Consider the following 25,063-nt stretch of genomic DNA (forward strand, 5'->3'; position numbering starts at 1 on the left):
ATTCCTACCGGGTAGCCGCCAATTTGGGGCTGGATTGGGAATGGTTCGCGGCGGATCAGTGGGCATGCGGGGCGGCAGGCCGGATTCAGGCGTTCTTCACCGACAAGCGGCCGGAGGATTACCGCAGATACACGATCGAAGGCAAGCCGTTTGAAGAAACAGCGCTGCATCCCGTCGGACTGCTGGCGACCAATGCGATGGCCTCGCTGGCGGCGGATGGAGAGCCTGCCCGGGCGAGTGTGGACCTGTTCTGGAATACGCCGCTGCGGACGGGTGACCGGCGCTATTACGACAACTGCCTGTACTTCTTCGCACTCCTGGCTCTAAGCGGAAATTACCGGATTTGGAAGCCTTGATTTCAATAGGATATTAATAAAGAAAGGGCAGACCCGGTTTTATTCGAACCGTCTGCCCTCTTTGTGTCCCTTAGGAATACTTACCATCGGCTTACTACTACCCCGCCTGACGCTCAGACACCAGCTCCTGAGCTGGAGCAGCCGCTTCTTTCTTGCCATCCTTCAGATAGGCGAGCCAATAAGCTCCTGCTACAAACAGGGCACCCCCGGTCAGATTGCCCAACCATACCGGTACGAAGTTAATCAGGTATTCTCCCCAGGAGTAGTACCCCTCGAAGATCGCTGCCGGAATCAAGAACATGTTGGCGACCACGTGCTGGAAGCCGATTGCAACGAAGGCCATTGTCGGGAACCAGATGCCGAGAATTTTACCGCTCATATTGTCGGCTCCATAAGAGAGCCATACTGCCAGAGCTACCAGCCAGTTACAGCCAATGCCCGAGACGAACGCTTGCACGAAGCTGTCGTCCAGCTTGTGTCCAGCCATATCCACCAGCTTCTCCAGGTATACGCCGCTTCCGGTCAGACCCACAACATGCCCGAAGAAGTAAGCGACGAACAGAGCGCCGAGAAAGTTAGTAATCGTAATTAACAGGAGGTTCTTGATCATCTCGCCTGTGGAAATCCTGCCCGCGATCCGCGCCAGCGGCACAGCCATCATATTGCCCGTCAGCAGCTCGCCGCCGGCAAGCAATACAAGGATCAGACCAATCGGGAACACCGCTGCTCCGATAAAGCTGGAAATACCGCCCCATTCAGCCGGTGCTCCTGCAATGACGCGAATATCCAGCAGGAAGCCCATCGCAATAAACGCCCCGCCCAAAAATCCGAGAATCAACACAGTCAACAGCGGATTATGCGCCTTCTTGACACCCATCTCTACCGTGACTTTCGCGATTTGATCCGGTTTATTATAAGCCATGATTTCAATCTCCTTTGTGACTTGTTCTATTCGGCTGCTTTAAAATCCGCTTTATATTGTACCGTGCGAAGCGCCTCAAATAAGTAACATTAGTCACGATACCTTCCCAGAAGTGAAAAACTTCACAGAATTGAGATCGGGAGATCGCGGAAAAGTTCAGACCCGTCCTGTCTCGTAGGCGGATTGCGGAACTTCAGGCAGCGCTCCAAGCCCTGCACTGTTCAGAAAATTCCATGGCTTGTTATAATGCGGCTGGAAGAAGAAGTCCACGAAAGCCAGCTCTTCCATCTTCATGCCATTCTGGATGCAGACCGAGAGTGTGTTCACCGATTGAGTCAGATCAACCTTGGACATCATTTGTGCGCCGAGGATCCGCCGGGTTGATTGTTCATAGACCACTTTCAGCATCACAGTCTCATGCGTAGGCATAAACTCTGGCCGGTAATGATCGTTAACGATCACAGCTTCCGCCTCAATCCCTGCCTCCTTGGCTGAGGTCTCCGTCATCCCAGTTGCGGCAATGTGATCCTCGTAGATCTTAATTCCCGAGGTGCCCTGCGTGCCCATATACTTCACCGTAGGAGCCAATAAATTCCGGGCAACCAGCGTCCCCATCCGAACCGCATTTGTAGCCAGCGGAATGTAAGCATGGGTTTGGGTCGGATTATAGAATACCGCACAGCTGTCGCCCGCCGCGTAGACATCACTCTTGCTTGTACGCATATACTCGTCTACGATAATTGCGCCATTATCGAGCATATCCACTTGTCCGCGAAGAAGCTCCGTATTAGGACGGAAACCGATGCACAGGATGACCAAGTCCGCCGAGTATTCTCCCCGGTCTGTCACAACCTTGCTCACCTTGCCATTTTCGCCTGTGAATTTTGTAACTTTCTGACCTAAAGCAAGCTGAATATTGCGGCTCCGCAGAGAAGCTTCGATCTGATCCGTATACTCCGCGTCAAGATACTTGCTTAGAATGCGAGGCTCCGCATCAATCAGCGTTACATTTTTGCCGTTCAATTGAAAAGCCTCCACCAGCTCGACCCCGATGTAGCCTGCGCCGACGACCACGATGTTCTTGGCCTGCTTGGACTTTTCAATAATCGTGTTGGAATGGTTAAAGTTTTTGGAGAGCAAAATATTGTCCAGCCCGATCCCTTCAAACTTCGGTACAATCGGCCAGGAGCCCGTCGTCATGACCAGTTTGTCGAAGGAATCCTCCAGCTCTTCGCCTGTCTCCAGATTACGTGCCCGAAGTTGCTTGGCATCCGTATCAATCTTGGTTACCTCATGACGCATTTTGGTTGTCACACCCAGCTCTGCGAGCTGTTCAGGAGATGAATAGAACAAGCCCTGGGCGTCACTTACCATCCCTCCGACATACAGGGCTATGCCGCAGGATAGAAACGAGATATTATCATTCTTCTCGTACACCGTAATCTCTGCCTCAGGATAGCATTTCGCGATATTGACAATAGCTGCCGTTCCTGCGTGAGTACATCCAATGACTGCAATTTTCATATTTAAATCCTCCTCTGGGTGTGTTAGTGCTGACAAACGAATTGTGAATTTCTTCACCTGTAGTTATATTATAGTGTGACATTTTTCACATCGCAACCCCTTTAAGCTCATTTCGCAAATTATTCACAATTTTAAATAAAATTTTTATCAAATTACTCCGCACGTATGCCTTTTTCCTTAGCATCTTTAATTCAGCCTACGTAGTATAGTGCCCATAAATTTAGAATTGAAAAAGGTATCCCCAACCATCTATGATGATGGTTTTTGGGACACCCTACTATAACTACAAGTATTTCAGCATATTGCGGAGCACTACCGCGTAGCCGTTAGGAAGCATATGTATTCCATCCGTGCCGAATTCTGCTTTCAGGTTCCCGTCCTCATCACTCAGACCCTCGTTCACATCAATGTAAGTGAACCCGAATTTGCCTGCCAGCCGTTCTACGGCCCCATTCGCTTCCCGGATCGCCGCATTCGTTCTGCGCTCAAAGATATCGCCCATCGATTCCTTAGGTACATGCGGGAACTCCGCTAACCCGTTGACCGGATAATAGGACATCACGTAAACCTGGCAATTCGGCAGACGCTTGGCAATCCGGCTGAGAATTTCATCGTAATTGGAGATCAAACCCTCCAGCGTATATTCCGGCGAACTGATATCATTCGTCCCGATATTAATAAAGAGCTTTGAAGGCTCCAGCTCAAAAATACAAGTCTCCATCGATGCCAGCAGCTCTGACGTGACATAACCTGCTATCCCCCGGTTGTAAATGCAATAACGCTGATCCAGAATCTGCTGAAATTCGTTAACCGGGAAAAATTCCATCAGCGAGGAGCCGGCAAAAACCGTCTCTCCTTTACGGGCTAATGCATTCAGATATTGGTATTTGCGCAGCTTCTCCTTCTTCTCATCCCATATTTCTATCGTGTTTACATCTTCAACCATACTTGTCCGCTCCTCCTCAGTTCGGTATCTGTCCTCTCCATCATTTCATACCTCGTAAGCGGATTCAACCCCGAACTGAAGCAAGGCTACAGGATAGCCTGCGCCTTAACAATTTCCTCATATTTAGCTGCCCGCTCCGTCTTGGACAGTTTGGGACACCCGTAGCAGTAGCCATGTCCGGTATCCGTCCGATAGGCCAGGCAGCAGGTAGGCTTCATGCGAGTCTTTTGCCCGGGACGATAGGGATCCTCCAGCCATACCGCCTTCAGGTCGAAGGGATTACGGGATAAGCCGAACCAGGAAGCAGACAGCTCCTTCGCCAGGAAACCCTTTTGCTCCGCCATTCTCTCCTGCAGGACAGGCTCTCCGGTCATTTTTCCCAAGTAATCCAGATAGAATTCCACACCGAGCGGCATTTGCCCCCACAGCTGCCGTACCGGCACCCCCGAAACCTCGGCTGCCGTCTCCATTACTGGGCGGAGCGTCGTCTCCAGCCAGTGTCCGGCGGTCTCCTGACGCCAAGCTTCATCACGTACTGCCGGCCATCCATGAACATCCAGACAACCGAGCACAAAGAAGATACACGGATATTGGTTTGCCATTCGGATCTCCAGCGTCAGGTTCTGAAGCGACACATCCGGACTCCCCTCACAAGCCGTCATAAAATACATATGGGCCGTCAGCATCGTCCGCCAGCTCGAGGCAAAATAAGCAGCCGCAACCTGAAGGTCACGGCCTTTAATTATCGGCATATATTCGTTCAAAAAGGTCTGCATGCCCTCCGGGGCGGCCAGTTGCGATGCCGGCATCGCAAGCAAGGCATCCGGATCTTTTTCCGTCACGACATACAGCGCCTGATTCAGCAAGCCATAATCTATGTTCATCTGAAGCCTCTCCTTACTCCGGTGTTCAACCTGTTGTGAGCCTTACAGATTCGAGGCTACCTTTATGGTGCCGTCCTTTTGCTTCTGGCCGCGCACTTTCCCTTCGGTAGCCGCCCGATAGAGCTCATAAGGCAGACAGAGCGGAACACCGCTGCGGGGATCCGTAACAATATCGGCTTCAATGCCGAATACCTCACGGAGCACCTCCGAGGTTACGACCTCTTCCGGCTTACCCTGTGCAACAGCTTTCCCCTGCTTGATTGCAATCATATGATGAGCATAACGCGCAGCATGGTTCAAGTCATGCACGACCATAACAATCGTCCGGCCCGACTCCGCATTCAGCTCTTCCAAGAGCTGGAGCACTTCAAGCTGGTGAGCCATATCCAGAAAGGTTGTCGGTTCATCCAGGAATAAAATATCGGTCTCTTGCGCCAAAGCCATCGCGATCCAGGCCCGCTGGCGCTGTCCTCCGGACAGATGCTCAAGCGCCCGGTCACTGAACTCCTGCATCCGGGTAGCTTCAATCGCCCAGTCGATCACCTTGCGATCCTCGGCCTTCAGACCTCCAAAGCCCTTTTGGTGCGGAAAGCGGCCATAAGAAATTAACTCATATACCGTCAAACCTTCCGGCGCGGTCGGATTCTGCGGCAAAATAGCCAGCTGCTTCGCCACTTCGCGCGTAGATTGCTTGTGAATCGATCTCCCATCCAGCAGTACGTTTCCGTTCTTCGGCTGCAGTATACGGGCCATCGTCTTCAAAATAGTCGATTTCCCTGAACCGTTAGCCCCTACAAGTGCTGTGATCATACCCGGCGGTATCGAAATATTCAAGTCTTGAACAATTAGACGATCCTCATATGCGATATCCAGATGCGAAGTATTCAATGATGCCATGTTGATCTTCCTTTCCATATATGACTTGAAGAAGGGGCCTGAATCAACAAGCTAGCGTCATCCCGCCGAATCTTCACTTAATCTTCATCATAACTTTTCCTAAAGTTAAAGATACTGATAATCATTATCACTTGTCAACCCTTTATTCATCTCATATGTATGAGAAAACAGAAGAAAACATGATCATATGAATTGGTAAGCTATATTTCACAGCATTATTCCCTCATAAACCTGCTGATTCACCTCTATCTCAGCCTGCTCCAGTTGGGCCTTGAACCAGCTCTCGTAACGTTCCTCGCTCCACTGCTGAGCCAAAGCGTCCCGGACCGCTTCAAAGGCTGGAGGAGCCGATTGCCCGGAGACGCTGTCGGCATATGCTTGCCTGAGCTGTTCCTCTGTCGGCGGTCGGTCATGCTCCAGCAGCCATTGCTTCAGGCCAAGAATAGTGCTGGAGACGACATACCGGTAATAGGCCGGTTCACTGTATTCGCGGGGACCGTAAATCACTTGACCGGCGGCGAGACGGTCGGCACGGGTCCGGTTTTCCGCTTCCCACTCCTTCAGAAAGGCATCATAACCGATAGCCACAGGTATTCCTGCCCTGTCCGCCGCCAGCTCGCGAACCCGATCCTCAATGAGAAGGCGAAGCGTCACTGCCTTTAACCTCGCAAATGGAGCTTCACCGCCGCAGGGTGTGCTCCAGAAGTCTGTACCACCGGGATCGCAGCCATAGGTTTGCTGAAAGTACGTCATAATCTCGGCGCGATGCTTCGGCAAGCGCACCTTGAATTCCTCCAATGTCACTGGCGCGCCGTCCACCGTTGCTACAACCGCATCCGCGTCCTGAGGAAACTGGGTCTGCTCCATAATCCCATCCGAGATGACGGAGGCAGGCGGCTGCCCGAACCATCGCACACCGAGCAGAACGAGGACAAGCAGAACGAGGATACCGCCTACAAAGAATAAATAATTCTTTTTGCGATTAGTTTGAATCATGATCCATTCCCCCTCCTTTCTGCCATCCTCAGCCCCTGCTCCATACGGAAGATTACTGAATGTACTGAACGACTCTCATTACTGAACGACCTTCACATCGTCCATCCGGGCCGCACTGGTATGCATGCGGATACCGATTTTGCCCGCAGGCAGAGGCGATGCGTCGGTCCATTGGAGAAGCTGAACGCCATCGACATATCCGGTAATTACATTGCCGCTGACCGTCACCTTCATGGCAGCCCATTGGCCGGGGGTTACGGCATAGCCCGCACTGCTGACCAGTGTCATGGCCCCCCCGCTTTTCTTGTACAATTCAAGCTTGTCACCGCTGTCGTTCAAGCGCAGCGTGTAATAATTGGAATTATCCATGTACCGGAACAGCAGTCCTACATTGCCGGAGGCCGTGAGCAGCTTGATTCGAGCAGAATACGTATAATCGTCCCATGACGCATTCCCGGTATAAGCTATCGCTTCACCGGAAGCTGTATTTTGCGACAGCGCCAGACTGCCGTCCGTCGTCAAATTCCAGGAGCCGCCGGAAACCGTCCAATCGCTGAAGTCGTTGTCCTCAAAGTCATCGGAGAAAATCGTCACCGGCTGGGGAATTGTACCCTGATACTCAAACGCCCCGATATCCGGCGCACCGTTGTACAACGGGTTTCCGAAGAAGTCCTTGCCGCCGTTCGCTGCAACCATAACACCGGCATCAATTAGCGGCGATGTAGGCAGCAGCTTGTAACCGTCTGCCGTTGCCCGCCCGGTTGCGGTATTCGGACTGACGAACTTCGGATCGCCGACGATTTTGTAAGGGTCGTTTGCCACACTGGAGTTCAAGCCGTAGAAGCTGTTATGGTCATAGGTCATTCTCGGACTGTTGGTGTACTGGCCGCTTGCGCCATTGTAAAAAATATTGTTTTTATAGTAGGCCATTCCAGTGTTGCTGGCATGCGTCAGTGCCCGGTTCTGCGTGCCGGAGCGGTAGATGATATTGTTGTAGATGTACAGATTGCCCCCGCCGCTGGTCAAGTGAAACGCGCCGTTTGCATCAAGATCATTCTGGCTGATATTGTAACGGAAGATGTTCTCGTCCGTGTCGTTCATGACGAGCAGCGTCCCGCCCTGATTGTTGTGGCTGTAGTTGTATTGATACACGCTTCCTTTGACTTGGACGTCAAAATCCCAAGGCTGCCCGTCGCCTTCCAGCTTGCGGGTATCGAAGGCTTCATTGTACTGGAACACCGCTCCCGTCGTATAGTACGCCCATTGTGCCGCAACGACGGCAATATGGTCGAGATAGCTCACAACACCGGTATTTACGTCACAGGCATTGCCGATGGCATTGGTCGTATTGTACTCAATGAGCGGAGATACGCCTGCCCGCACCAGAATACCGTCACGGTGGATCTTCTCCACGTAGTTGCCGCGGATCACTACGTTTTTGAAAGCATCGGATTTGTGCGTCCATGCATTGTTCGAGAACGCATCCGTCATTGTCTGAATTCCGGTATCCGCCACGTTGATAATCGTATTGTTCTCAATCAATATGCCGTCCCACGTGCTCTCGAGAGCCGTATTGGTACCTCTTGCATGGAAATTGATGCCCCCCGTACGGCGGTCCGTACCAAAAATATCATGAATGCTCAGGTTCTTGATGTGAATATGCCTGAAGCTTCCCGCATCGGCTCCTTCCCCTACTACAAGGACGCCATGCCTTCTCATGTCGGTAGGCTGCTGGCCGCTCGTAATCTCCAGATTGTTGATTTCCCAGTAAGATACATTGCGCAGCCGAACGCCGAACCCTTCCCCGTTCACGCTCGTATTTCCAAAGTGAATCAGCGGTTTGGAACCGCTTCCATATTGATCTACAACAATCGGGCTTCCTTCTGCCCCCGAGCCCTTGAGGTCCAGATACTGATCGCTCCACACGCTTCCGGCCTTAAGCAAAATACGGTCGCCGGGGGTAAAGCTCATCGTGTTCACCTTGGTCAGCGTCTTCCACGCCGATGCTTCACTGGTTCCCGCCGAACTGTCATTGCCCAGCACGGAATCCACATAATACGTGGTGCCGGCCGCTCTTGCAATCGGGCTGACCGCACCGGACACCAGACTCGTCAACAGAAGGCTGACGAGAATGACCAGGGGCAGGATCGCTTTGCTTCTTCTTTTCACATCAATCACTCCTTGATATGTTGTAATTTCTTATCGGTCCCCCTGCAAGCAAGCTTGGGATTCATTCCTCCGCCTCCATGCAGAAGGAGACTTTGTATTCGCTGGGGCTCTTGCCGCTGTATTTCTTGAATACCTTGGAAAAATACGCCCGGTCCGAGAAGCCAAGGGTATACGCTACATTCTCCACCGTTTCGTTCCGCCGGCTCAGCATTGCAATCGCCATATTAATTTTGTACTGGTTCACGTAATCGGTGAAGTTCACACCGGCCAGCTTCTTGAAGTATCTGGAGAAATAGCTGGCATTCAAGTGTAAATGCTCCGCCATATCCAACGAGGTAATCATCTGATCAGCATGCTCGTCAAGAAACTGGTCGATCGCCTGCAGACGGATATCCTTTCCCTGGGCCGGCACCGGCGCCAGCGTATGCTGTCTCCACAAATTCCGCAGCTCCCGCTTGGTCAAACGAGCTGCCTCATCGATGTGCACGGCCTGTCCAAGCCAGAGGAAAAAGCTGCTGTCGATAACCCCGTTCGACTCGAACGCCATCTGGCGGACGAAGTTGCCGCAGATTTCCTTCACTAGTCGGGGCAGGAGCCGCTCTGATGCCGCATACTGGGTCCACAAATTAACCGCCATATCGATCCACGCGGCATTTCCCTCTTCAAGCGCCAGCGAGAGCATGGCCCGTTCCTTATCCCCTTTCCGGTCCGTCGTTTGCAGGAAATCGGCCCGGGGCCCCACAGCCGTAACTGCTTCTGTGTCCCGGTCTGTCTCGTAAAAGCCATCGTCCCGGCATTCGCTCAGCGTTTTATATACGGTATCGAATTGCTGCAGCAACACAGTCCGGGTCGAATAGAATCCCCGCGCCTTAATCTTCAAATATTGCTCCGCCTTTTCGCATAGCGATTCCATGAAATCAAGCAGAGGCTGGTACGAAGCGTCCGGGTCGGATACGTTCCAGATGAGATAAATCCCCATCTCTTCGGTCAGGATCGGCGTAATCGCCGCCGGTCCCTCGGATAATTCCATTGCAATATTATTTGCGGCAAAATGAATCAGCGGCACGTCTCCGTAACCGTAACGCTCAGTCAGGGCAGCGGCGTCAATATGAATGAAGCCCTGGCGGAAATAGGGCAGCTTCCAGGAGATGCCCAGCCGCTCGCCCAGTAAGAGCATCTGATCCGTATCGCTGCCGCCCGGGGACAGCAATTGCTTCAGGAAGCTCTGACGCAGCACCTCTTTATTGCGTTCGATCGCCTGCCGGAACGAATAGCGCTCCAGCAGTTCCTCTCGGCTGCGGAAGCGGCTTACTGCCTTGCTCAGACCGGCTTTAAGCTGCTCAGGCGATAGTTCGTCCTTGATCAGATAATCGTCGGCTTCGAGCTGGAACGCCCGCTTGGAATATTGGAAATCCTCATAGCAGGTCAGGAAAATGAGCCGGACCTCCGGTTTGGTGATCCGAAACGCCTCCGCCAGCTCAAGCCCGTCCATTCCAGGCAGTCCGATATCAATGACTACGAGATCCGGCAGCGTGTCGTGGAAGGCTTCCAGCGCCTGGCCGCTGCTGGAAGCCGAAGCGACAAGCTTCAGCTCCAGATCAATTGATTCCAGCAAATACGCCACGTACTCAAGCATCGGAACATCATCATCGATCAGCATTATTGTCATCATGAATAACCGCCTCCTTGCTGCTTGCTATCGGAATGAGCAGGCTGAAGCTCATGCCTCCGCCCTCGCAGGCCTCCGCCGTCAGACGTGCCTGGTACCCGAACAGCACCTGCAGTCTTCGGGCCGTATTAATCAGGCCTACACCTTTATCGTGCTGCCGGGAGAGCTCGTCCTCCATGCCGGACAGCCGCCGGTTCAGCCGCGCAACCGCCTCTTCCGCCATGCCACGGCCATTGTCGCTGATCACGATCTCAAGCTTATGGTTATGAAGCGCTGCCCGCAGCTCAATCCTCGGATTTTCCGGCCTGGAAGAAAAGCCATGATAGATCGCATTCTCCACGATGGGCTGCAGCAGCAGCCTCGGCAGCTCGATCGATTCCGTTCCTTCTCCCAGCTCGTAATGGAAGTCAATACTCAGCCGGTTGCGGATTTGCATGACCTGAACATAGCTTCCCAGCACTTTGCACTCCTCAGCCAGCTTGAGCGGCTGGTCAACGTGAACATACGCGCGAAGCAGCTTCATCAAGGCATCGACCATCGTGCCGTGCGGCTCATCTCCAGCCAGCAGCAAGCTAACCTTGATCGAATTCAGGGTGTTCAGCAGAAAATGCGGCCGGATTTGTGCAGCCAGCGCCTGAAGCTCCAGCAGCCGCTTCTCCTCCTGCTCGCTCTCCACCTGGTGCAGAAGCCCGTTGATATCGTCCAGCATCTGGTTGAACGCGGAGGAGAGAACGGCAACCTCATCTTTGCCCTTCACCGGAATCCGGATATCCCGCTTCCCCCCGACATATTGCTTGACACTGGCACGAAGCAGGCTGATCGGCCTGTTGATATGGCCCGCCCAGAGCATGGACAGAATCAAAAAGGCCAAAAAGAACAACCCGACAACCGAGATGGTTACCACAAACTCCCTATTAATTTGATTGTCGATAAATCCCCGGGGCACGTTGCCGGAAAGCACCCAGCCGGTCTTTGGAATCGAGACTCTGCTTACCAGCATATCCCCGGAAGCCGTAGTCTCGTTCTTGCCTTTAACCGCAATGGTCTCCCCAGACCGGGTGCTCAGCAAGAAGAAGATGTCCGGATTACCGGTCTCAAGCAGGCTATGAAAATAGGACTTCGGAATTCCGATGAACAGTGTTGCCACCTTCTCATGATTGCGCGGGTCGATAATGATACGTGCGGCATAATAGTAGTCGGGGTCCGAGTGGGCTTCTCCGGAAGGAAACCACTGCAGCGTCGTTGTTTCGTTCTCGTCAAGCTTGCCGCTCTCCCGCAGGAACTGCTCCGAAAGCTCCGAAAACACCGGAACAGAGCCGTCTCCCATAATAATCCGGTTCTGTTTGTTGACGATCATCATTTTCAGGTTGGCATCTGCCGACTGCACCGACAAAATATCGGCCATGGACTTTAGCCTGGAGTAATAATCATACGACGCAAAATTGGTAAAGCTCTCAGCATCCTTCAGATGCCGAAAGCTTTCCAGAATATCCGGGTTGTAGGTTTGAGAGAAATAGACGGAAGCAAAAGAGATGCTGTCGATCGTCTTCCCGATCTGATTCGCGATGACCGTAAGCGTCTCCTCATTGGAGCGCACCAGTTTATCGCTCACATTTTGCTTCACGGAAGAGTATGACCAGAAGGTTACGGCGATAAAAGGAAACAGAATAAGAATCAGGAATGAGACCTGCAGTTTGCGATGGAAAGAAAATCTTCTTAGCCATTCCATGATGAAATCATCCTTGTCCTGAAGTATCCGTAATTATATTTTCATTATAATCCCTTTACCGCCGCTGTTACCTGACATTATCTTCTACTTGTTGGCATCGACGACTTTCTTCACTTCTTCGGTCATCATGGCCTTCACTTCATCGAAGCTGCGGTTATCCAGCATATAGCTTGACATTCCGTTCTCCACGATCGTTTTCAGCTCGGAGCCGTATGGCACACTGAAGCTGTCAGGCATTTTGTTGCGCGGGTCAAAGAGGGTGTTGGCCAACGATTCCGTGTCGATCAGATCCGTATTGTCTTTGAAAAATTCCTTGATCAGCGCCTCGCCGTCGGCACCCTTGTAGGAAGGAATATCCTTCGAATACTTGGAGGCCTCTTTGGTCACCCATCTAATGAAGTCATAGGCAGCTTGCTTATGCTCGGATTTCGCGCCGATCGCCACGCCGGCTCCGGAGATATTGGTCATGCCGATATCGTTCGAATCTACGGAACGCGGTACCGGCGCATACACCATTTGGAAGTCATGCGGGAATTTCTCCAGGTTCAGACCGGCTCTTACCGCATAGCTCGGTACGGCCAGCATGCTTGCATTTCCGGCAAAGAACTGCTGCAATACATGGTAGTTGGAGGCAAGCACGTCCGCATACGGTTCTGCGCTCTTGTCTTCCTGCTCCATCACCCGGCGGAGCTCGAAGAAATACTTGAAGGACGGATCATCGAAGATCGGATTCAGGTTGGCATCGAGCTGCGGGTTCGGACGTTCGGTATAAGCGATTATATTGGCGTATTCTCCCCAGGTATGGAAGTAGGTTCCGTAGTGTCCATCCATCGTCAGCTTCTTCGCGTATTCGCGGAAGTCATCCCATGTCCACCCCATCTCCGGGAGCTCCAGACCCGCCTTCTCCAGATGATCGCGGTTGAATACGGTGAACCATTGCGTCGAGCTTGTCAGCAATCCGTAGATGTTGCTGTCCAGCTTGACGACTTTGTTGTACTCATCCTCCGGCTTTACATTTTCCTGCTCGAAGAACGAGTTAAGCGGTTCCACAACTCCGCGCGAAGCACGTTCAAGCAGTTCTTCTTCGTTGCCGGTCATAAAGACGTCGACCACTTCGCCGCTCCCGATCAGAATGTCCAGCTTCTTCATGAAATCCGTGCTGTCGCTATTCTGCACAAGGGAGACATACTCCACTTCTACCTTGTCCTGAGACTCATTGTATGCTTGAACCGCTTGGTAGATCGGCTCCTCCGGTTTGCTCGCCTTGAAGGTGTAGAATTTGATCTTCTCCTTGCCTGCAGGCTGCTCCTTCTTCTCATTGGCTGCAGGCGCGTTCGTTGCAGACTTATTGTCGTTGCCGCCGCTATTGCTTCCACATGCGGTGATAGAGAGGATTAATAACAGACAGGTCAGCAATAATGATGTTTTCTTCAAAATCAATTCCCCCTTGTAATAGTTGCTGCAGGCACATTATACTATCTCATCTTCACCTATACCGTGTACAGAATTGCGGTATGCGCGTAGACATTTTTGACCTTGGCCGATCCCTTGCAGTACCGGCCAAGGCAAAAGGCAAAGTTACCCCTTGACCCCTCCAATGGCAATCCCTTCAATGACTTGCTTCTGCAGTGTCAGGAACAGCACCAGCAGCGGAATGATCGCTGCAACGGAAGCCATCATCATGACTGAAATTCGCGTACCGAACTCCTCCTGGAAGAACTGCATGCCGAGCGGGATCGTATACAGCTCCGTCGTATTCAGCATGATCAGCGGACCCTGGTAATCATTCCAGGTCCAGATGAATTTGATAATCCCTACCGTCGCCAGAATCGGCCGGCTAAGCGGCACCATCACGCTCCAGAAGATGCGGAAGAATCCGGCGCCGTCCAGCTCGGCTGCTTCCAGCAGATCGTTATGAATGCTTGCCATGAACTGCCGCAGCAGGAAGGCGAAATAACTGGAGAACATCCCCATTAGAATCAGGGCAGCGTGCGAATCGTACAGGCCGAGCTCTTTAATCATAATATAGCGCGGGACGAGCGTGGCCTGCTCGGGAATCATCATGAACGCCAGCATCAGGCTGAACACGACGGCACGGCCCTTGAACTCCAGCTTGGACAGGGCATAGCCGGCCATCGATGAGATGATTACTGTAGCCAGCGTCGAGAGCACCGCAATCTAGATCGAGTTCATATAGAACAGACCGAAGGAGACGTCGCCCATCCATACCGCTTTAAAATTGCTGACCAGATTCCAGTCCTTCGGGATCCATTGAATCGGAAATGTCCACACATCCCGTTCCGTCTTCGCAGCCGCGGACAGCATCCAGATGAGCGGCAGCAGGAAAAAGGCGGAGAGCACGGCGAAGAGCACGGTCAGAATCAGATTACTTGTTTTTATTTTTTTGAATGACATCGCACGGGTTCCTTTCACTTAAGACTATAAAATGGGAGTCGAAAACCTCTAATAATGAACTTTCCGGCTTTGTGTAATCCAGGTAATCGACGTTACCAGCATGATGATGAGGAACAGCACCCACGACATAGCCGAAGCGTACCCCATCTTAAAGCGCTCGAACCCTTCTTCATAGATCTGATACACAATAACCGTACTGGAGTAGTTCGGACCGCCATTCGTCAGGAACTTGATCATGTCAAACACTTTGAAGGACGAAATCGTACTCGTAATCGCCAGGAAAAAGGTCGTCGGGCCCAGCAGCGGCACGGTGATGCGCCGGAACTGCTGGATGCCTGTAGCTCCGTCGATCGTCGCCGCTTCATACAGCTCTTCCGGGATATTCGTCATGCCCGCCAGGAAAATAATCATTTGGTAGCCAAGAATTTGCCAAATATAGATGATCATAATCGCAATCAGCGAGTAGCTGGTATCGACCAGCCAACGCGGAGGATCGGAAATGCTCAGTTGCATCAACAGCTGGTTGAGCGGTCCCTTGGACGGATGATATAACGCCTGCCACACAGCAGCGATCGCTACCGTCGAGCAAATATAAGGGATAAAGAACGCTACCTTAAAAAAGGCCTTGCCGTACAGCTTCTTATGGATCATCGCCGACAGAATGATGGCAAGCACCATGGTCAGCGGCACTGTGCCTGCTGTAAACAGCACATTATTTTTCAGCGCCAGAATAAAGTGATTATCCTTAAACAGATTGATGAAGTTGTCCAGACCGATAAAATGGATCGCCGACAGCCCGCCGACCAGATTCCACTCCGTGAAGCTCAGGAAGAGGCTGAACAGCAGCGGGAACACGGATAGAAAAATCATGCCGATGACCTCGGGCGCGATAAAAAGCCACCCTGCCCATTGCTCCCTCTTTTTCCGCGTCCAGTACGTTCTCTTCGGTGTCGTCATTCTCTTCTGCACCACGGTTTGCTCACTGCTCACCGGTGTTCACCTCCACGGCGTCCGCGCCGATATCCGGCAAGTAGGCGCCTTCTTCCTGGAGCCGTTTGCGCAAATGGGCAACGTCCACCGCATGGACGTCATGCTCCGTCTGGCTTGCGGCTAACGCCGCCGCCAGTCCGGCCGCCTCGCCCATCGCCAGGCACACCGGCATGACCCGAACGCTCCCGTGCACCCTGCGATCGCAGGAAATGCTGCGCCCTGCCACCAGCACATTGCGCAAGCCCCGCGGAGTCAGGCAGCGATAGGGAATGCCGTGCGATTCGCCCGGACCGTACAGGGTGATCGTGAGGCTGGAGCCTGTACCGCTTTGCTGCTCCTCCTTTGTTCCGTGAATATCCAGGAAATAGCTATTGCGGCAAATCTCATCCTCAAAGCTTTTGCGCCCCACATAATCCTCCGCCGTCAGAATATAGTCGCCGATGATTCGCCGCGATTCGCGGGTGCCGATCAAGGTACCCGTGCTCATCACGAAGGCATTGCCGAATGCGGCAGGCTGAACGTCCGCCAGCATATCGCGGTACGCTGCCGCCATCTTGCGGCCCTCGATCATCGCATTCGAGACGGTGAAGGTATCAGTGTTGTCGACGTCCCACAGATGGCCGGCATTGAAGCCTACCGAACGCGGAGCCACCAAGTTGTTGCATATATGCGTATCTGGAATCCCCGGATAATTGCCTGATTGGAACACTTCATGAATCGGACTGTTTGGGTTATCGCCGTGAAGGTTCGGTCCGGTCAAGTACGCATAATCATCGACATTGCCGAGAATGAAGCAATGTGTAGCAGGCTGTAGCTCGCCGGTGACGGCATCCCCTTTCTGATATTCCGCCCCGGCCCATGCGGCAACGTCTCCGTCCCCGGTGCAGTCCACATATACCTTGGCGCGAAACGCCCGAAGCCCGCCCTTGTTCAGCACGACAATCGCCGTTACATTCCCGTCCTCATCGCGCTCCACATCGGCAAGCGACGTCAAGAACAGCACGCTGGCACCGGCTTCCGTCACCAGATCATCATAGACCCGCTTCAGCTTCTCCGGCTCGATCGGAACCCAATCCATCGCATCTGCCTGCACATGCGGCATTTGCGCTTTCAGCGTCTCGAATACCTTGGCGGCAAGGCCGCGGTAGATCAATTTCTGTTTATCAGAGAACGGACACCAGGCGGGAACCAGACCCGAGGTCCCCATTCCGCCAAGACTTCCGGTCGCTTCGATCAATAACGTGCGCGCGCCTTCACGGGCCGCTGCAGCCGCTGCGGTGCAGCCGGCCGGACCGCCTCCAACAACGATGACATCATAATCCGTATTCAGCGGTATTTCCTTGCTCTTCAATGTATAACTATCCATGGTAAGCCCTCTCTTTCCCGGCAGCTGAACCTTGAAAGCCTGCCTGCTATTCTTCTATGGGTTAATTGTAGCAAGCGGCTTCCGGGATTACGGTATAGCCTTCCGACTCGTTCATGTGCAATATTTTGACCTGTCCGATGAAGCCAAAAAACAGGGGGTGTCCCACAAGTCATCACCGGGACCCCCATTCGGCGCAATCTACTGCAAGATGAGTACGGAATACTATAAACCGATTAATGATTCTGCGTGCTGGGGCAACGTGTGAAGGGTGCTTACGATCGCTGTTGTTCGCGGATTTCTTTGATTGGACTAAATTCTGACAAGGGAGAAATCCGCTCACAAAGGCGAACGCTCCGCTTCTACAGCACCCTTCACACTTATGCCCTTTTACGCAGGAGCTTTGGTTCGGCTTATAGCTGCCGGATGCATGATAGCAGCTCTCACACGGTCCCATCACATGCAGTGGCGAAGCACTTGAATCCTCATTAGCATACAGGCTCGTTCATCCGGCATATGAGGTGCCGGATGACGCTGATGCATTACAACAGTAAATAGGCAACACCGCATCAACAGGAGATGCCTCAATTTCAACAAGCTCGCAAAGCAAGGGTTATTTCAGTAGATTAAGCAATATACCCACCAAGGACGCATGCGCACACCTCGCACCTAGCGCAGCTTTCAGCGCGCCATGTTCGCAGCATGACGGTGATTAGTGGACCGCATGAAAATATAGATCGTACTCATCCAGTGAAAAAAGTTACCTTAAATTCAGTGGAAATGATAGAAATGCGGATATAGTGAAATTTTTGTACTTAAAGTGGACTAAAACACGGGTTTGGCTAGTTACTGGCGATTTAAGGTAAGTTTTTTCACTAAAAGTGGGTTCGTGCGTTGAATGAAGATTTTAAGGGAAGTAATTTCATTAAATCGCGAACGGAAGAGCATGAGCAGAAGAATGAGGTGCTCATATCGTCCTGTAGAGCGATTGAAGTTCGGAGCAAGACCTAGAGAGTGCCAGTGGAGAAGTAAAGTTCGGAGAAAAACTTCCTTACTGGCAGAACAGACGAAGTTTCGGTGCAAGGCCGAAGCAACATGAGGTCGGGGCGCAACTCTAGCGCGAGTGGTACCCTGCTTGCATGATGCCGTAGGCGGTAAGCTCATTGCAGTTCTGCTTATGGCACATCCATGTGCAAACTGCATTTCAGTTGAACTTCAAAGGCGAAGTAGTTAGGGCATAAGTGTGAAGGTAAAAGCTTTCTGCAAGAAAGCTGCTTCGGAAGCATAGAGCGTCAGCGTTCGCCTTTGTGAGCGGATTTCTCCCTTGTTCATTCAATCCAAGAAATCCGCGAACAACAGCGGTCGTAACAACCCTTCACACGTTGCCCCACTAACAACGCCCAATTAGTTCAACTGTGCATGTACGCACTTTCCTGAAAATTCGTAACAGCGGATTTCAAATATTCGGGCATGGTCCAGCCCGTTGGTAGCTGAGATGTCCACGCGCAGCTTCACCACATGCTCCAGATTAACCCGGCAGGCGACTTGACGTTGATAGTTATCCCGGATTGAAAGGATCTGACGTGGAGGCGCTTCGGGATCACTGAAATAGGCCGTCACCGAGAAATCCTTCACCGTCTCCGGCTGGGGACCCCATTCCATCATTTTCAATACTTCGTCCGAATGGGTCAGCGTCAGTCTGCGGTGCATGCCTGTGTCAAATATGAGCGCGATTTCGCCAATCGGCACCGGCGTTGTCCACTCCAGCTCGATCCAGGGAGCGGAATCGCCCGGCTGCGACATCCAGCGGTGCGTTCCGGGGATGGCCAGCTCCGGCCTGGCTCCGCCTGCTCCATGCATTGACCGGGTATAACCGTCGGTTACATTAGCTGCTGGTCCTTCCGGCTGTTCTGAAGAGGCGCTGACAATCGCACGCAATGCCAAATTGTCCTTAGCCGGTGCGATCCCTGGCAAATAGGCATCCTGCTTTAACAGCTGATGCTGCACCTGCCGGATAAACTCTTTATCTTGAAGGGCGTCATCCAGCTTCAAGCCGGCCTGAACGGCGAACGCAGTCGCCGTGCCTGCACCTTGCCCCATGGCTGCGCAAGTTCCCATCACCCGCGTGCTGGAAAAGGCGATATGCGTTGCCGATATGTTACGTCCGGCAAACAGCAAGTTATCGACATTGACACTGACCAGTGCCCTGAGCGGGATGCCGTATACGTACCGGCTGAACGGCTGATGCGCCGGATTCAGTTCGGTCGCATCGATGCCCTGGGGCGGATGCGTGTCCATCGGCCATCCTCCATAGGCGACCACATCTTCAAAGTGTGTCGCTTGCTCCAGATCGTGCTGGGTCAGCAGGTATTTTCCGATAAAGCGGCGCGACTCTCTTTTTCCCGGAACGAACCCGAACCAATCCAACGCCCAGTTCTCCGACTCGGGATGATGGCCGCTATTTTTGATATGATCCCAGACGCCAAGCATAATCCCCAGCAGTTCGTCGCGGATCTCCTCATTATCGGCTATCGTGTCCAGCATCCCGCCGAACTCGACCCACCAGTAGCCATACTCCCAGGTGGAGTGACTGCGGAATTTCAAATCCTCCTCCGTAAATTTCCGCGCCCAGGAGGGCGGCGTAAAGCGCATCGGCCGGCCCATATCCCGAGTGGTAAATAAAAGCGAAGAGCCTTGCCGATACGGATCCGCATGTTCATTCGCGAGTGTCTCGCCATGCTCGCTTGCCGCCTCTCGCCCGGATTTATATAATGCGCCCGCTTCCTTGCCAAGCCGGCCGTCGCCTGTGCAGTCCATGTACACTTGCGCCACGATGCGGAACCGGTGCTCCGTGCTCTCTCTAACTCCCAGAACAGAGACGATATGTCCGTTTTCCGCTTCCGCTTCAATAACCGCAGTATTCAGCAGCAGCGTCAAATTCGGCTCGGCCCGGCATTTCTCGTAGAGGATCAAGTCGAACATCGATGCGCTCCGCTGGGGATTGCGGACGGCATTCTCCAGCAGGATCTCTTCCAGAATGCCGCCTTCCCGCGCCTCCGTCTCAAGCTCTTTTCCCCGTTTGGAGTTGGCTGCGCCGACAATGTGCATCCGTATCTCCGAAGAAGCGTTGCCCCCAAGCACAGGCCGATCCTGGCACAGAATAACCTTCGCTCCATTCCGGGCCGCCGCAAGGGCGGCCGTTACCCCCGAGACGCCTCCCCCGGCCACTAAAATATCACTTTCCAGCACGATCGTGCCCTGTTTATCCGTCTTCAAAAGAAAATACCCCCTGTCTACAATCGAATCTCGGCACAGTGTGCTTCCATGATTCTTATTGTAGCGAGGGGGACGGTGAAGTACGGTATAGTTTTGCAACCCGCTTGCGTGCACTATTTTGACTCTTCAGACTTCGCGGCTAACGGCCCAGGTTCAGTTCAGTTCAGCTCAGATTAGCTTAGATCAGCTTATATCGTTCCAGGAGCTCGCCGATGATCGTACCGGATGCCTTTTTGAGCAATTGCTTCTCAACCAGCTTCGTAATGAACGGCAATTTGAGATCGGTCAGCTTCTTCCCGTCCAGCATTTTGGCCGTCGAATCGAGCAGCACCCGGACATCGTAGCAGGAAGCGAATACTTCCGGTACGCCGCGGTCCACGTCCAGCAGCGTGTAGACGGCTTCCATCGCCGTTCTCACCGAATACTCGGTCGTAAACACGGTGTCGCGGACGGTATCGGCGAACTGGCCGATAAAGGCAAAGTTGACGCTGCCCTCAGGTACGACCTTTGGACGGTCTCCTTCTGTTCTCGGCATGAAGAAAGCGGTAATGTAAGGCATCATGCAAGGAATGCAATGTGCGCCGGTGGTCGCCAATTCGAGAATTTCCGCCTCGGGAACCCCCATATGGTAGAGCCATTCCTCGACGATCTCCCTCCCGGTGCATTCCTTCATCGGCTTCTTGACGAAATCGCCCGGAGCGTCCGTATACAAACCGTATATCCAGACAACCAGCTGGTCCTTCGGCTGCTCCTTGAAATGAGGCTGGCGGTTGATCGTATAGCTCATCAGCCAGCTGGAATCCTTGACGGTAATAATGCCCCCGGTGACCACCTTGCCGGAAAACGGATCGCGCTTGCTCATCTTTTCGATATAGCGTGGAATCCGGTGATCCAGGGTAGTTACTGTGGCCGATTCCCAATTGGTGGCCGGAATATTCGTGCAGAATTTCTCCGGGCGGCCGAACGAAGGGTCCTGCGCGGCGATGTTCTTCCACAATTGCCAGCAGCCGCCCTCGCCGGGCTGAGTGTTCATGACCGGCGCATGATCGTCGTCGCCGAGCGTAGAGTTCTCCGTGCAGCTTCCGTTGGTGACGAACACCAGATCATCCTCGATCAGATCAATCGTCTCTTCCTTGCCGTTATGGATGCAGATCAACTGTTTAGCTGTTTTTTTGCCGTCCCGGATATCGAAAATAACGTTCGTGACCCGGGTGTTGTACTGGAAGTGAACGCCGTGAGCCTCCAGGAACTTCACCATCGGCAGAATGAGCGATTCGTACTGGTTATATTTCGTGAATTTTAGCGCCGAAAAGTCCGGCAACCCGCCGATATGATGAATGAAGCGCTGCAGATACAGCTTCATTTCCAGCGCGCTGTGCCATTTTTCGAATGCAAACATCGTTTGCCAGTAGAGCCAAAAATTCGAGGCGTAAAACTCCTCGTCGAAAACATCGTCGATCGTTATGTCGTAGAGATCCTCATCCCGGGTCATGAACAATTTCACGATTTGCATGGACGCTTTTTCAGAAAGCGTGAATTTACCGTCCGTATGCGCATCCTCCCCCCGGTTAACGGAAGCGCGCATGAGCGAATAGTTGGGATCGTGCTTGTTGAGCCGATAGAACTCATCCAGGACCGACAAGCCCTCCGTCTCGATCGACGGAATGGAGCGGAACAGGTCCCACAGGCATTCGAAGTGATTCTCCATCTCGCGGCCGCCCCGGATAATAAAGCCCTTCTGCGCATCCTTGATCCCGTCGCAGGCGCCTCCTGGCAGACTCATTTCTTCGAGGACATGGATATGCTCTCCCTTCATCTGTCCATCCCGAACCAGAAAACAGGCCGCGGCCAGTGAAGCCAGCCCGCTGCCTACCAGGTAAGCGGATTTTCTCTCCACATTTTTCGGCTTTTCCGGGCGGGCAAAGGCTTCGTAATTTCCATTCGAATAGTACATTAGGATACCTCCTCATTTTGGATAACCCCAGCATATTCCTTTTGGGAGGCACACTTAATAGACAATACAGCCCTCATGTCAAAAGCTTCGACAAAACGGCTGAATTGTCTAGATTCTGGACAAGCCCGATATCTTTATCTTTTAGAGGCTGTTCAAAAAGTCATCTTTTGATCACGGAGTATATCAAGGGGTTGATTCGACATCGAATCTTGCGTTCACCCTTGAAGTCCAAGCGGATGCTTACGAGGTGAGGGTGTCCCAAAAGTGATCATAAGATGAACTAAGGGACACCCTCTTTCATTTCGTCAAACAAGAAGAAACCGCTCTCCGGGAAAATGGAGGTGCCACCCAACCATAAACCAAAAGAAGACGGTTTATTTGTACATTCGAACATTTGACATAGCAGGGATCAACTCTGTTTCCCAATATAAGCCATGCGGTACATTTGATCTAAGGGAAGGAAGTACTTGGCCTAACGGACATTTTGTCTCCTTACGGTCCGCCTTTGGATGAGCCAGAATTGTAACGGACATTTTGGCTGCTTAGAGAGTAGAATCGAGTGAACCAGAGCCGTTTGAGCATCCTAAGCGCCCGAAATGTCCGTTAACCCTTCGAATCCTGAGAACAAGTCTGCTAAGAGTCCAGAATGTCCGTTAGCGAGTTTAAAATATCCGACAACGATTTTAGGGAAGAGAAATAGCTACAGCAAAACGGATCATAACGCTACCTTTATGCGAGTGAAAGAGACCACATTCGAAACGGCCAACTAAAGCCAGGCTATACTATCCAGATCGGCACTGAGGCTTATCCAAAGTAAGCTTGAGGTCGGGTGCTTTCTCTTGCCCACAATCTACTCGAAAAAGCAGCGGTGGACGCCAAAAGCCAAGGAGTTAAGCGAAGATAGACCGCTTAGCTCTTTGGCTTTTATTAATACTCCCCTATTATACTCTGTTCCTCTTCTTCAGGTTCTCGCAACCTTCCCGGTGCTGAAAAGCTGACTTTTTGAACACGCACTTTTATAATCCATGCTGTACTTATCCAGCGCCCGGGCAATGTCTCCCTGAACCAACACGCCTAACCGGTTGATGATTTTGACGGGATCCTCCTTCATGCCTTGACGAATCCAATCCAGCATCAATCCGGCGAACGCAAACTTGTAAAAATCGGCGATGAACTTTTTATCCTCGTCCCGAACACCCATCCCGGCTGCTTGTTCCTCCACCACGCCGATCAACAGATCGTAAGTGACTCTGTATAAATAGCGCTCCAGCTGGTCGCGGCTCACCGAATGGTACACATTCGATACGAAGGAACGGTTGGCAAGGACGTATTGAAATATTTCCAGGAAGCCCTGCTGCCAGGTGGCATATGTTTTTTTGTCATCGATGGTGACCAATGCTTCCGTAAGGAAAATCCAGTCGATCAAATCGTAAATGTCCTGAAAATGATAATAGAATGTCTGACGGTTCACTTCGCAGTCCTCAACGATGTCTATGATCGTGACCTTATCCAGCGGCTTCTCCCTGAGGAGCTTCTTCAAGGACGCCGCCAGCGCCTTCTTGGTTATCTGGGCCATGGGAACCACCTCCTGCAACTGGGGTTACGGATGGGGGCAACAACGATGCGATGGTTGCTTCGCTTGCCTTCTTCATCATAACAGCCCGGAAGATCGGGCCACAAGTATTGCGCGGCGTCAAAAGCAAACAAAAGCAGCCCTCCTCGATTAAAGGAAGGACTGCTTTTGCTTTATTCATGGTACCCGTTATCTCAATCTCGAGCCCTGTACACCTTTGCATTTTGCAAAAGGCTCCGGATCGGCCCATCCTTTTTAAGGACTCGCTGTTACCGGCACCGCATTATAATACTCTTCCAATGTAATTCCGCGCTCCGCAATATCGGAGGAAATCTCCGTTCCAACATAACGCAGATGCCATGGCTCGTATTTATAGCCGGTAATATCCTCCTTGCCCTCCGGGTAACGGATAATGAATCCGTACTCCGTGGCATGCTTCGCCAGCCACTCCGCTTCCTTGGTGTCCCCGAAGCAGTCCTCAGCCGCGCATTTCCCGTCACTGCCGGATACATCAATCGCCAGTCCGGTCTCATGCTCGCTGTGTCCCGGCACCGCGCTATAAGTCTTCGCCTTCTCCAGGCCATCCTTTTTGACATAGCGGTTAAAAAGCGAGGTCTGCGTGCTGTGCGAGCGATAAGCCGATACTCCCGCCAGGTAAATACCGTCTTCTTCGGCTCCGGCAAACAGCTTCTCCAGCGCCGCCGCGGCTTCACTCCGCATCATGCGCTTCTCGATCTTCTCGGAGAACGTAAAGCGGACATCCGGATAGACCAGATCGGACGGTTCATAGTCCTCCGGCAAGGCGTACTCCTTGTTGACTAGCACCGTAACACTGTGGGCATCAGAGAAATCCACCTGATTGGACGCATCTGGCTGGTCCTCTTCCTGGACAGGTTCTTGACCTGTGCTGTTCTCTCCGCTAGTCGAGTTATCCTCATTAGGATTGACAGGCTCGTCAGAGGATCCATCCTCATCCTCTCCCTTATTATCCGTTGCGGCCGTATTCTGGTCTCCGGACTCCTCTTGAGCCGGCGGGGAAGGCAATACGCCCTGCGTATCTTTCGCACAAGCTGTAACCATCACCATCACCAGCAGCAACACTCCAAGCACTAGTCCCCGGCCGTATCTTCTACGCATTGCATTCATTTCCCATTATCCTCCCATGCTGTTAGGTATTCAGGTCATTGACTCAGCCTGATTACTCTGTCTATCCTACTAGACGCATGATCCCCTTGATAAGTTATAAGCTTCCGGAAAAAACTTCGCCTCTCTTCTCCCGGCTGCTCAACGCCCGCCGCGGCGGCCTTTGCCGCCCTGCTGCTGATTGCGCCCTTGTCCGCGCCGTCCCCGGCCGGTGTCTCGTATAACTTCGTATAATGTATGCTATACGAAGTTATTAC

The 25,063-nt window shown here is 52.4% G+C and carries 18 protein-coding genes and 2 pseudogenes; 1 reads left to right on the forward strand and 19 read right to left on the reverse strand.

Annotated elements, in window-relative coordinates:
• Positions 1-356: pseudogene (locus tag TX85_RS27675) on the forward strand (glycosyl hydrolase family 8); the annotation flags it as partial.
• 97 nt (positions 357-453) lie between these two features.
• Here the strand turns inward: TX85_RS27675 and TX85_RS18180 are convergent.
• From TX85_RS18180 to TX85_RS27685, 19 genes and pseudogenes are all read right to left on the reverse strand, one after another.
• Positions 454-1,278 carry a formate/nitrite transporter family protein gene (locus TX85_RS18180; protein ID WP_044481131.1) on the reverse strand — a complete coding sequence of 275 codons (825 nt, stop codon included), beginning with the start codon at positions 1,276-1,278 and terminating at the stop codon, positions 454-456.
• 156 nt (positions 1,279-1,434) lie between these two features.
• Positions 1,435-2,802, reverse strand: coding sequence for an FAD-dependent oxidoreductase (locus TX85_RS18185; RefSeq protein ID WP_044481133.1), 1,368 nt, complete (start codon positions 2,800-2,802; stop codon positions 1,435-1,437).
• Between the two features lie 283 nt (positions 2,803-3,085).
• Positions 3,086-3,748 carry a GDSL-type esterase/lipase family protein gene (locus TX85_RS18190; RefSeq protein ID WP_044481134.1) on the reverse strand — a complete coding sequence of 221 codons (663 nt, stop codon included), beginning with the start codon at positions 3,746-3,748 and terminating at the stop codon, positions 3,086-3,088.
• An 86-nt stretch (positions 3,749-3,834) separates the two neighbouring features.
• Entirely contained in the window at positions 3,835-4,632 is a 798-nt protein-coding gene (locus TX85_RS18195) for a (2Fe-2S)-binding protein (protein ID WP_044481136.1), read from the reverse strand.
• 42 nt (positions 4,633-4,674) lie between these two features.
• Positions 4,675-5,529, reverse strand: coding sequence for an ABC transporter ATP-binding protein (locus TX85_RS18200; RefSeq protein WP_044481137.1), 855 nt, complete (start codon positions 5,527-5,529; stop codon positions 4,675-4,677).
• 207 nt (positions 5,530-5,736) lie between these two features.
• Positions 5,737-6,525 (reverse strand): hypothetical protein, encoded by a 789-nt coding sequence (locus TX85_RS18205; protein WP_044481138.1) that lies wholly within the window; start codon positions 6,523-6,525, stop codon positions 5,737-5,739.
• Between the two features lie 78 nt (positions 6,526-6,603).
• Positions 6,604-8,694, reverse strand: coding sequence for a family 16 glycoside hydrolase (locus TX85_RS18210; protein ID WP_044481139.1), 2,091 nt, complete (start codon positions 8,692-8,694; stop codon positions 6,604-6,606).
• A 61-nt stretch (positions 8,695-8,755) separates the two neighbouring features.
• A complete protein-coding gene (locus tag TX85_RS18215; RefSeq protein WP_044481141.1) occupies positions 8,756-10,366 on the reverse strand; it encodes a response regulator transcription factor in 1,611 nt (536 codons plus the stop codon).
• Positions 10,341-12,092, reverse strand: coding sequence for a sensor histidine kinase (locus tag TX85_RS18220; RefSeq protein ID WP_044481142.1), 1,752 nt, complete (start codon positions 12,090-12,092; stop codon positions 10,341-10,343). The genes TX85_RS18215 and TX85_RS18220 overlap by 26 nt, the downstream gene beginning before the upstream one ends.
• An 84-nt stretch (positions 12,093-12,176) precedes the next feature.
• The gene (locus TX85_RS18225; protein WP_049895046.1) at positions 12,177-13,526 is read right to left on the reverse strand and encodes an ABC transporter substrate-binding protein; all 1,350 of its coding nucleotides are present in this window, start codon (positions 13,524-13,526) and stop codon (positions 12,177-12,179) included.
• 144 nt (positions 13,527-13,670) lie between these two features.
• Positions 13,671-14,507, reverse strand: a pseudogene (locus tag TX85_RS18230) (carbohydrate ABC transporter permease).
• A gap of 48 nt (positions 14,508-14,555) precedes the next feature.
• A complete protein-coding gene (locus TX85_RS18235; RefSeq protein WP_392391852.1) occupies positions 14,556-15,497 on the reverse strand; it encodes a carbohydrate ABC transporter permease in 942 nt (313 codons plus the stop codon).
• On the reverse strand, positions 15,487-16,863 hold the full coding sequence (locus TX85_RS18240) for an FAD-dependent oxidoreductase (RefSeq protein ID WP_044481143.1): 1,377 nt from the start codon (positions 16,861-16,863) through the stop codon (positions 15,487-15,489). The genes TX85_RS18235 and TX85_RS18240 overlap by 11 nt, the downstream gene beginning before the upstream one ends.
• A 1,401-nt stretch (positions 16,864-18,264) precedes the next feature.
• A complete protein-coding gene (locus TX85_RS18245; protein WP_049895047.1) occupies positions 18,265-20,136 on the reverse strand; it encodes an FAD-dependent oxidoreductase in 1,872 nt (623 codons plus the stop codon).
• 178 nt (positions 20,137-20,314) lie between these two features.
• Positions 20,315-22,090, reverse strand: a complete 1,776-nt coding sequence (locus tag TX85_RS18250; protein ID WP_044481144.1) for an oleate hydratase — start codon at positions 22,088-22,090, stop codon at positions 20,315-20,317.
• A gap of 961 nt (positions 22,091-23,051) precedes the next feature.
• Positions 23,052-23,666: a TetR/AcrR family transcriptional regulator gene (locus TX85_RS18255; RefSeq protein WP_044481145.1), complete on the reverse strand. Its 615-nt coding sequence runs from the start codon at positions 23,664-23,666 to the stop codon at positions 23,052-23,054.
• The gene (locus TX85_RS27680; RefSeq protein WP_222860718.1) at positions 23,596-23,844 is read right to left on the reverse strand and encodes a hypothetical protein; all 249 of its coding nucleotides are present in this window, start codon (positions 23,842-23,844) and stop codon (positions 23,596-23,598) included. The genes TX85_RS18255 and TX85_RS27680 overlap by 71 nt, the downstream gene beginning before the upstream one ends.
• Before the next feature lie 74 nt (positions 23,845-23,918).
• Positions 23,919-24,809 (reverse strand): M15 family metallopeptidase, encoded by an 891-nt coding sequence (locus TX85_RS26325; protein ID WP_044481147.1) that lies wholly within the window; start codon positions 24,807-24,809, stop codon positions 23,919-23,921.
• 35 nt (positions 24,810-24,844) lie between these two features.
• Positions 24,845-25,063: hypothetical protein (locus TX85_RS27685; protein ID WP_233500793.1), on the reverse strand; the 219-nt coding region annotated here is incomplete at its 5' end.

Origin of the sequence: Paenibacillus antibioticophila, from assembly GCF_000455265.1 — a bacterium.
GTDB classification, from domain to species: domain Bacteria; phylum Bacillota; class Bacilli; order Paenibacillales; family Paenibacillaceae; genus Fontibacillus; species Fontibacillus antibioticophila.

What these genes read in the sequence shown, in the direction of transcription:
- TX85_RS18180 (WP_044481131.1), bottom strand. Translation starts at nt 1,278, where the DNA reads ATGGCTTATAATAAACCGGATCAAATCGCGAAAGTCACGGTAGAGATG.
- TX85_RS18185 (WP_044481133.1), bottom strand. Translation starts at nt 2,802, where the DNA reads ATGAAAATTGCAGTCATTGGATGTACTCACGCAGGAACGGCAGCTATT.
- TX85_RS18190 (WP_044481134.1), bottom strand. Translation starts at nt 3,748, where the DNA reads ATGGTTGAAGATGTAAACACGATAGAAATATGGGATGAGAAGAAGGAG.
- TX85_RS18195 (WP_044481136.1), bottom strand. Translation starts at nt 4,632, where the DNA reads ATGAACATAGATTATGGCTTGCTGAATCAGGCGCTGTATGTCGTGACG.
- TX85_RS18200 (WP_044481137.1), bottom strand. Translation starts at nt 5,529, where the DNA reads ATGGCATCATTGAATACTTCGCATCTGGATATCGCATATGAGGATCGT.
- TX85_RS18205 (WP_044481138.1), bottom strand. Translation starts at nt 6,525, where the DNA reads ATGATTCAAACTAATCGCAAAAAGAATTATTTATTCTTTGTAGGCGGT.
- TX85_RS18215 (WP_044481141.1), bottom strand. Translation starts at nt 10,366, where the DNA reads ATGATGACAATAATGCTGATCGATGATGATGTTCCGATGCTTGAGTAC.
- TX85_RS18220 (WP_044481142.1), bottom strand. Translation starts at nt 12,092, where the DNA reads ATGGAATGGCTAAGAAGATTTTCTTTCCATCGCAAACTGCAGGTCTCA.
- TX85_RS18240 (WP_044481143.1), bottom strand. Translation starts at nt 16,863, where the DNA reads ATGGATAGTTATACATTGAAGAGCAAGGAAATACCGCTGAATACGGAT.
- TX85_RS18250 (WP_044481144.1), bottom strand. Translation starts at nt 22,090, where the DNA reads ATGTACTATTCGAATGGAAATTACGAAGCCTTTGCCCGCCCGGAAAAG.
- TX85_RS18255 (WP_044481145.1), bottom strand. Translation starts at nt 23,666, where the DNA reads ATGGCCCAGATAACCAAGAAGGCGCTGGCGGCGTCCTTGAAGAAGCTC.
- TX85_RS27680 (WP_222860718.1), bottom strand. Translation starts at nt 23,844, where the DNA reads ATGAATAAAGCAAAAGCAGTCCTTCCTTTAATCGAGGAGGGCTGCTTT.
- TX85_RS26325 (WP_044481147.1), bottom strand. Translation starts at nt 24,809, where the DNA reads ATGAATGCAATGCGTAGAAGATACGGCCGGGGACTAGTGCTTGGAGTG.